The organism is Victivallis lenta (assembly GCF_009695545.1).
GTDB classification, from domain to species: Bacteria; Verrucomicrobiota; Lentisphaeria; order Victivallales; family Victivallaceae; genus Victivallis; species Victivallis lenta.
In genome coordinates, this window is sequence record NZ_VUNS01000073.1 from 1 (window position 1) to 1723 (window position 1723).

The window sequence follows — 1723 nt, forward strand, 5'->3', positions numbered from 1 at the left end:
AATTGTTAGATACCATGTATAGGTGACGGGAAATCGGAGTAGAAAAAACTCCTTTGTCAAGTAACTTTGAATAACAGCAACAAAGCGACAAAGGAGGCATGGAAATGCAGAGAAAAGGTAACACGATTAGTGAAAAAATTCAAACTGGAAACCAGGAAACTTTCGGAATTGACATGGGTGGGACGCTGTGGGCGACGGCGATCCGAGATTGGGAAAGCGGAAAAAACAGCTATTATGGCTTGAAGGACAAAGAGCAATTAAGCAAAGAGGAACGTCTTTTTCAACTGGTGGCGGATCATGTTCAAGACGGGAAAAAGGTTGATGTGTATTACGAAGCAGGTCGCTACGGATTCTGGCCGGCACGGAAAATGTTGGCAATCGGGGCGGGGGTTCACATTCTTCCGATCAACAAATTGAAGGTGATTATGTGCGGTAAAACGATCAAAACAGATAAGTTGGATGCGAAGTTTCTTGGCGGACTTCATCCTTCGGACGAAATCCCGGAAGTTTATATTCCGACCTTGACGGAGGAAGGCCGCCGGGATGCGGAACGCGAACTTGGCCGGATCAAGGAATCAATCAATCGGGTCAACGCGCAAATGCTGGCCCTGATTGACCGCACACCGTTGCCGACACCGGATTTTCACCGAACCAGCGCTGCATGGCGCAAGGCCATTTTGAAGTGGTCGAAAATGGTGGAATGGAATGAATGTCCGGAATTACTGTTACGACGATTGCCGAATATGATTTCCGAACTGGAACTTTTTGAAAAAGAGCTGGCCGACTGGGAAAAAATCATTCAGCAGTATCAGGATCGCGACCGTGACAATAGCCGCAAATCGGCGGGAGAAGATCATACAGCGGAAACGGTGATGAAACTTCAACAATTCAAAGGAGTCGGCGAACGGTTGTCACGCCATTTGCCATGGGAGATCGGTGACTTTCGACGCTTTGGCAGCGGCAAGCAGTTTGCGGCGTTTTTCGGACTGACACCGTGTCCGTTTGCCAGTGGAACGATGAACCGGGATCAGGGAATCAGTAAAGCCGGTCGAAAAAGTTTACGAAAAATGGCAATAGAATGCGCTTGGCTGTGGTATCGCTGGCAACCGGAAAGTTGGTTGGTAAAAAAATGGCAAGACCGTCTGGTACAAAAGGGGCGGATTCGCCGAACGGCAATTGTGGCATTGGCGCGACAGCTGATGGTGGCGCTATGGCGATACATCGTCAAAGGCGAAGCGATTGAAGGAGCGATTATCAATAAACCAATTGAGGTATGATATATGGTGAATCGACTCGTACTTGTCCTTGGGGAAAAGCCCGTTTGTTAGGTTGAGAAATTCACCGCCATTTTTTAAGAAAGGTATTGCAAGAAGGAACTTTTGAACAGAGAGGCGACTCGACAGACATCCTGGTTGCGGAAAGCCTCCGACACCATTAGATTGAGGTCTCTAATTCACACAGTTTTCGCATGAGGCATATTATCGTCGAAAGTCTGGAACTTTCGCGGTCGATAGAAGGTTGGGAACGATTGTTAACCCGTAGCCGGTGTGGAATGGGATGAAGTTTCTCAAAAAGAACAGAAAACAGACTGGCGTTAAAAGTAGATTGCTTTACAGCTCATGAGTGCATGGGGAAGGGGGAATTTGCTTTGGAAAGGAAGAATTTTTAAGAAAAAGTCAGAAATACCACAAAACGACTTGACAAAACCTAACATAGAAGGACA

General features: G+C 47.0%; 1 protein-coding gene. It reads left to right on the plus strand.

The window, feature by feature from the left end; genetic code table 11:
• Nucleotides 1–104: 104 nt before the first annotated feature.
• The gene (locus FYJ85_RS22830) at nucleotides 105–1277 is read left to right on the plus strand and encodes an IS110 family RNA-guided transposase (protein WP_206213432.1); all 1173 of its coding nucleotides are present in this window, start codon (nucleotides 105–107) and stop codon (nucleotides 1275–1277) included.
• Nucleotides 1278–1723 lie beyond the last annotated feature (446 nt).

Coding starts and splice junctions, on each gene's coding strand:
- FYJ85_RS22830 (WP_206213432.1), top strand. CDS start 105: ATGCAGAGAAAAGGTAACACGATTAGTGAAAAAATTCAAACTGGAAAC.